The 7026-nt window shown below is 62.7% G+C and carries 3 protein-coding genes; all 3 read right to left on the bottom strand.

Annotation, left to right across the window (positions count from 1 at the left end; translation table 11 throughout):
• Positions 1-143: 143 nt before the first annotated feature.
• Positions 144-2495 carry a YgiQ family radical SAM protein gene (locus NOM06_RS15310; protein WP_255912201.1) on the bottom strand — a complete coding sequence of 784 codons (2352 nt, stop codon included), beginning with the start codon at positions 2493-2495 and terminating at the stop codon, positions 144-146.
• A 210-nt stretch (positions 2496-2705) separates the two neighbouring features.
• Positions 2706-5822 (bottom strand): efflux RND transporter permease subunit, encoded by a 3117-nt coding sequence (locus NOM06_RS15305; RefSeq protein WP_255912199.1) that lies wholly within the window; start codon positions 5820-5822, stop codon positions 2706-2708.
• Entirely contained in the window at positions 5822-6871 is a 1050-nt protein-coding gene (locus tag NOM06_RS15300) for an efflux RND transporter periplasmic adaptor subunit (protein ID WP_255912197.1), read from the bottom strand. Before NOM06_RS15300 ends, NOM06_RS15305 begins: the two co-directional genes overlap by 1 nt.
• Between the last annotated feature and the right edge of the window lie 155 nt (positions 6872-7026).

Raw genomic sequence — 7026 nt, 5'->3', positions numbered from 1 at the left:
TTTTGTTATCCGGTTTGAAGCCGTATGACCACTCCCTTTTGTGGGCACCTGTCAGGTGAATACCATTTCCATACAAATAATCCCAAAAAAAGGCGACCATCCGGTCGCCTTTTTTATTACTATCGCTCTCCAGTCAGGAAATATTACCGCGCCGGTCGCTTGGCACCATTCCCTTTGGCCGCAGGCTTGCCGCCTTGGGCAGCGGGTTTGGTGCCCGGCTTGGCAGAGCCGGCGCGGGTCGGCGCTTTGCCCTTATGGGCAGGTTTTCCGGCAGGTTTACCCTTACCCGCATTCTGGCCTTCGCCCTGTGCGGCCGGTTTGCCATTAGCCGCCCCTTTCTGCAGTTGGGAACCCACCGGTTTGCCGCCCGTCGGCTTGTTGCCTGTGCCATTACCACGCTGGTGGGCAATGTTACTGTGGCGAGTCAGGGCAGGTTTCATGCCCTTGCCGCTGGCGGCGCGCTCGTTGCGACCTTCTGCTGGCACCAGACAGCCCGGGCCGTTGCCAATCAGGTGACCTTTGCCCATGGCGAGCAGGGCTTCGCGGATCATCGGCCAGCCTGCGGGGTCGTGGTAGCGCAGCAGCGCCTTGTGCAGGCGGCGGCGGCGCTCGCCCTTGGCGACAAAGACATCGCCACCGGTACGGCTCACCTTGTTTAACGGGTTTTTCTCCGTGTAATACATGGTGGTGGCGTTGGCGAGCGGCGACGGGTAGAAGTTCTGCACCTGATCGAGCTTGAAGCGGTTCTCTTTGACCCAGAGCGCCAGATTGATCATGTCTTCATCGGTAGTGCCCGGGTGGGCAGAGATAAAGTAGGGGATCAGGTACTGCTGCTTGCCCGCCTCTTTGGAGTATTTGTCGAACAGCTCCTTGAACTGGTAGTAGCTGCCCATGCCCGGCTTCATCATCTTGGAGAGGGGCCCCTCCTCGGTGTGTTCCGGCGCAATCTTGAGGTAGCCGCCAACGTGGTACTTGGCCAGCTCCTTGATATAGCGGGGATCTTCCACCGCGATGTCGTAACGCACGCCGGAGGCAATGAGGATCTTCTTGATCCCCTTGAGGTCGCGCGCCTTGCGATAGAGGTTGATGGTCGGGCTGTGGTCGGTGTCCATATGCGGGCAGATGGTGGGCCAGACACAGGAGGCGCGACGGCAGGTCTGCTCGGCCTTGGGGCTCTTGCAACGCAGCTTGTACATGTTGGCGGTGGGGCCGCCGAGATCCGAGATGACGCCGGTAAAGCCCGGCACCTTGTCGCGGATATCTTCGATCTCTTTCAAGATCGACTCTTCCGAGCGGCTCTGGATGATGCGCCCCTCGTGCTCGGTAATGGAGCAGAAGGAGCAGCCGCCAAAGCAGCCGCGCATGATGTTGACCGAGGTCTTGATCATCTCGAAGGCGGGGATCTTCTCGTTGCCATAGGCCGGGTGCGGCACCCGCTGGTAGGGCAGGCCGAAGACGCCGTCCATCTCCTCGGTTTCCAGCGGGAAGGCGGGCGGGTTGACCCAGACGATGCGATCGCCGTGGGCCTGCGACAGGGCGCGGGCACAGCCGGGGTTGGTCTCGTGGTGCAGAATGCGCGAGGCGTGGGCGTAGAGCACCTTGTCTTCTTTCACCCGCTCGAACGCCGGCAGCTTCACATAGGTTTTTTCCCACGGCTTGGGTTTGGCCGGCTGCACCAGCACAGGCTGGGCTTCCTGCGCGGCAGGGGCCGCGTCGGTGGCATCGTCCGAGCATGGGGCCCCTTCCATATAGGGGTTCATGATGGGATCGATGCGGCCAATCTGGTCGAGCTTGCTCGAATCCACCCCTTTCCAGCCCGGCAGCGGCTCCTTGCGGATAACGGCGGTGCCGCGAATATCCTGCATGGTCTCGATGGTCTCCCCCGCTGCGATGCGGTGAGCCACTTCCACCAGCGGCCGCTCGGCGTTGCCGTAGATGAGGATATCGGCCTTGGCATCGAGCAGGATGGAGCGGCGGATGGTCTCGGACCAGTAGTCGTAGTGGGCGATGCGGCGCAGGGATGCCTCGATGCCGCCGATGACCACCGGCACCTCTTTGAAGGCTTCTTTACAGCGCTGGGTATAGACCAGAGTCGCGCGATCCGGCCGCTTGCCGCCCACATCCCCCGGGGTGTAGGCGTCGTCGTGGCGCAGCTTTTTGTCGGAGGTGTAGCGGTTGATCATGGAGTCCATGTTGCCCGCGGTCACCCCGAAGAAGAGGTTCGGTTTGCCCAGACGCATAAAGTCATCCTTCGATGACCAGTCCGGCTGGGCGATGATGCCGACCCGAAAACCCTGCGCTTCGAGCATCCGGCCGATGACCGCCATGCCGAAGCTCGGGTGATCCACATAGGCATCCCCCGTCACCAGAATGACGTCGCAGCTGTCCCAACCGAGCTTGTCCATCTCTTTGCGGGACATGGGCAGGAAGGGCGCCGTGCCGTAGCACTCGGCCCAATAGCGGGGATAGGAGAAAAGGTTGGGTACCGGCTGCATTTTAACCACCTGGAACAATTCGGGTCGCGCATTATACCGATTGCGGCCAAGGGGGGCGATGGCTTTTTGTCCCTATAGATCCCGCGGAATAGGCCGCCGCCCGCAATAGCAAGGGCGCCAGCAGGCGCCCTTGTGATAATGAGGCTGATAACTGGCCCCGCTTGAGCGCGCAGGTCAGGGTTCAGGTCAGGATTCAGGCCAAGGCGCTGATCAGGGCGCCGGAGGTTGCGACTCCCCTGCCCCCCTGGCGGCCAGCGCTTCGTCTACCTGCTGATCCCGCGCCCCTGTCATGCCAGCGTGGCGGGCGATCAGATGGTAGATGGCGGGCACCACCAGCAGGGTGACCAGGGTGGCCAGCGACAATCCGAAGAAGACCACTGTCCCCACCGCCATCCGGCTCTCGTAACCCGCCCCCATGGAGAGCATCAGCGGCACTGCGCCGATAATGGCGGTCAGCGAGGTCATCAGGATCGGGCGCAAGCGGCGCACCGAGCCTGCGATGATCGCCTCCTCGAACCCTTCCCCCCGCTGGCGCAGCTGGTTGATGAACTCGACGATGAGGATGCCGTTCTTGGTCACCATGCCGATCAGCATGATCATACCGATCTGGCTGTAGATGCTCATCTCCTGCCCCGTCAGCCAGAGGCCGAGCAGGCCACCGAAGATGCCGAGTGGCACCGTCACCATCACCACCGCCGGGGTCAGGGTGCTCTCGAACTGGGCCACCAGCACCAGATAGACCACCAGCAGGGCGAGGCCAAAGACCAACACCATCTCCCCCTGATTGTCGCGGTAATCCTTGGAATCACCGGCGTAATCCACCGTCATGCCGGTGGGCAGGTTGGCGTTGGCCCAGCCATCGAGGAAATCGAGGGCCTCACCCAGGGTGTGGTCGGGGTGCACGTCGGCGGTCAGGGTAATCGCCTTTTGCCGCTGGTAGTGGTTGAGGCGGTTGGCGGTCGCCACCTGCTTGACGGTGGCCAGGGTCGAGAGACTGACCATCTCGCCGTTGGCGGCCTTTAGATAGATGCGACCGAGATCCGAGATGCCGTTGAACTCGGTCTGGTTGCCGCGCAGATAGACGTCATACTCCTCGCCCCTGTCCACATAAGTGGTCTTGCTCGCCCCGCCCAGCAGGGTCTGCAAGCTGTTGGCCACGGTGGAGACCGGAATGCCGAGCTGGCTGGCGCTGTCGCGATTGATGGTCACCTGCAGCTCGGGGGTCTTCTCGGCGTAGTCGAGATCCGGGCTCAGCATCAGGCCGCTGCCCTGCGCCGCCTGTTGCAGCGCCAACCCTTGCTGGTAGAGCTCGGCATAGTCGTTACCCTGCAGCACGAACTGCACCGGCGCGGTGGAGCCGCCTCGGAAACCGGGCTGGAAGGTGCGGATCATCACATCGGGAATGCCGGAGAGCTTGGCACCCAGCGAGCGGGAGAACTCGGTGGCGGTGACGTCGCGCTCGGCCCAGTCGGTGAGCTGGATGATGACCATACCGGTCTGATCTCCGCCACGGCCAAAGGCGGGGGTACTGAAGCTCAGCGCCTGCACCACTCCTTTACCCAGCATCGGCATGATGGCGGACTCCACCTGCTGCATGTTGCGCTTCATCCGCTCGATGCTGGTCCCCTCCGCCCCCTTGACGAAGACATAGATGACGCCGCGATCCTCGGTCGGGGTGAGGCTGGTCGGCAGCTGGGTAAAGAGGGCACCGATACCGCCCAGACAGAGCAGCAGCACCAGCGGCGTCCAGCGGGAGCGACGCAGCACCCACGCCAGCAGGTGGCGATAGTGCCCCTCCAGCCAGCCGAGCCCGCGATCGAGCCCGGCGGTGAGCCGGTTCGGTTTATCCAGCGGGCGCATCAGCCAGGAGCCCATGGCCGGAGTCAGGGTCAGCGCCACCAGCGAGGAGCAGAGCACCGCCAAGGAGAGCAATATCGCAAACTCGGTAAAGAGCCGCCCCACCATGCCATCCATAAAGGCTATGGGGACAAACACCATCACCAGCACGGCGGTGGTAGCGATGACCGCAAAGCCCACCTCGCGGGTGCCATGCCAGGCGGCCAGCAGCGGCGGTTCACCCCGCTGCAGATGGTGGTGGATGTTCTCCACCACCACGATGGCATCATCCACCACCAGGCCGATGGCGAGAATAAGGGCCAGCAAGGTGATGAGGTTGATGGAAAAGCCGAAATACCAGGCGCCGATAAAGGCGGAGATGAGCGACACCGGCACCGTGATGGCCGGAATGAGCGTGGTGCGCCCCTGCCCGAGGAACAGATAGAGCACCGCCACCACCAGCACGGCGCAGATGGCCAGGGTCTCGTACACCTCGTCGATTGCCTGCTTGATAAAGATTGTGGAGTCGTAATCCACCTCGAGCTTGGCCCCCTCCGGCAGGAAGCGCTGCATCTCGCCGAGTTTCTTCTCGATCCCCTGCGCCACCGCCAGCGGGTTGGCGGTGGACTGGGCGACGATGCCGATACCCAGACTCTCTTTGCCGTTGCGCTGATAGGCGCTGTCTTCGTTCTTGGCCCCCACCTCCACGTCGGCGATATCGGCCAGATAGACGCTCTGGCCGTTGGCGGCGGTGGTGACTTGCAGTTGCTGGAAATCTTCCGCTGTGTGGTAGAGACGGGCGATCTGCACCGCCATGGTCATGGAGTTGTTGCGGATCTCGCCCCCCGGCAGTTCGATGTTCTCGCGCTTGAGGGCATCTTCCACATCGCTCACCGTGATGCCACGGGCCGCCATGTCGGCCGGGCGCAGCCGCACATACATCACCTGGGTGAGATCGCCGGAGAGCGCCACTTCGCTCACCCCGTCCACCAGACTCAGGGGGTCGACCAGCACCCGGTTGGCGTAGTCGGTCATGGCGGTGCGATCCATCTGGCTGCTGCTGAAGTTGAGCCAGATCGCCACATCGCCGTTGCCGCTGTCCTTGGTCACCAGCGGCTCGTCCACATCATCGGGCAGCCGTGGCCGAGCGCGGGAGAGAGCATCGCGCACATCGGAGATCCCCTCCACCATGTTCCAGCCGAGCTTGAACTCGACGGTGATCATCGAGCGTCCCTTGCGGGTCATGGAGTTGATGTTCTTGATGCCGCTGATGCCGGAGAGCTGATCCTCGATGGGCTTGGTGACCTGACTCTCCATCACCGAGGGGGCCGCCCCCTCATAGGTGGTGGTGATGGAGACCGACGGGATCTGCACATCGGGCATCTCCCGCACCGTCAATTTGCTGAAGGCGACCAGACCAAACACGGTGAGCAGGGCGCTGAGCACCACCGCCACCAGCGGGCGGCGAACTGAGATATCGGAGAGCCACATCAGCCGTTCACCTCGGCCAGATCACGCACCAGCACCCCATCACGCAGATTGACCAGACCCTCGACCACGATGCGATCGCCGACCTTGAGCCCCTCGGTGACCCAGACGGTCTCCCCTTCGGTCTCGCCGAGCACCACAGGCACCCGCTTGACCCGGCCATCGGCCTCGAGACGGTAAACAAAGCGCTGCTCACCGGCGTACTCCACCGACTGGGCGGGGATCAGGGTGAGCTGCTGGGCGGGCAGTGCCAGCTCCACATTGAGCAGCATGCCCGGACGCAACTGGCCGTTGCCATTGGGGATCATCACCCGCGCCTTGATGTTCTGGGTATCGTTGGAGACGCGGCTATCTAGGGTGGTCAAAGTGCCGTTGAATTGCTGATCCGGCCAGGCAGTACTGGTGGCGGTAACCGCCATGCCCGGGCGCAGCAGGGAGAGGTAACGCTCCGGCACCGCCAGATCGAGGCGCAGTTTGTCCAGTTCATCGAGATGCAACAGGGTATCGCCGCTATTGACCAGCGCCCCTTCACTCAGGTCAATCAGACTCACGGTACCGGCAAAGGGCGCCTGCAGGGTACGCAGGGAGAGCTCGTAGCGGGCGGCATCGAGGCGTGCCTGCACCTGGGCCACGGTGGCCTCCTGCCCCTCCAGCTCGGATTGGGTCACGGCGCCACGGGCCACCAGCTTGCGCATATCACTCAGCTTGCGGTTCTCGTCGCGCAGGCTGGCGCTCTGCTCGGCCAGCTCCGCCTGCTGCTTGCCCGCATCCAGCGCGATCAGGGTCTCCCCCTTCGCCACGCTCTGACCAGATTGCACCGCAATCTTGACGATGCGACCGGTCACTTCGGGGCTGATGATGACGGAGCGATTGGCCGCCAGCTTGCCCACCAGCTTGAGGGTCGGCTCGGCCAGACTCTGCTTGACGGTTTGAGTGCGGATATTGACCTGTCTGGTCGGTGCTTTGGCGGCGGGTTCGCTGTGACGCAGCGCCCAGACGCCGGCAACCACGATTAGAAGAAGGCCCAAGCCGAGCCAGATACGCATTTTCATCGAACAGTCCATGAAGAGTGAGAGGGTAAATCCAGATTGGGGCCATTTTAGCCCCAGACTATGCCGTGACTATGTATAAATGTGACAAAACGTAACAAGAGCGGGATAAGCTCACTCTGTTTCAGGTCGCGCCGTTTGTTTTCACGCCACATCGC

Origin of the sequence: Aeromonas sp. JL9 (genome assembly GCF_024436075.1) — a bacterium.
Taxonomy (GTDB): Bacteria; Pseudomonadota; Gammaproteobacteria; order Enterobacterales; family Aeromonadaceae; genus Aeromonas; species Aeromonas veronii.
The sequence above is the reverse complement of the archived record's forward strand: the minus strand, read 5'-3'. Positions and strand labels throughout refer to the sequence as shown.

Bases quoted from the DNA above. Each gene is read 5' to 3' on its own strand.
- NOM06_RS15310 (WP_255912201.1), bottom strand. From the start codon at position 2,495: ATGCAGCCGGTACCCAACCTTTTCTCCTATCCCCGCTATTGGGCCGAG.
- NOM06_RS15305 (WP_255912199.1), bottom strand. From the start codon at position 5,822: ATGTGGCTCTCCGATATCTCAGTTCGCCGCCCGCTGGTGGCGGTGGTG.
- NOM06_RS15300 (WP_255912197.1), bottom strand. From the start codon at position 6,871: ATGAAAATGCGTATCTGGCTCGGCTTGGGCCTTCTTCTAATCGTGGTT.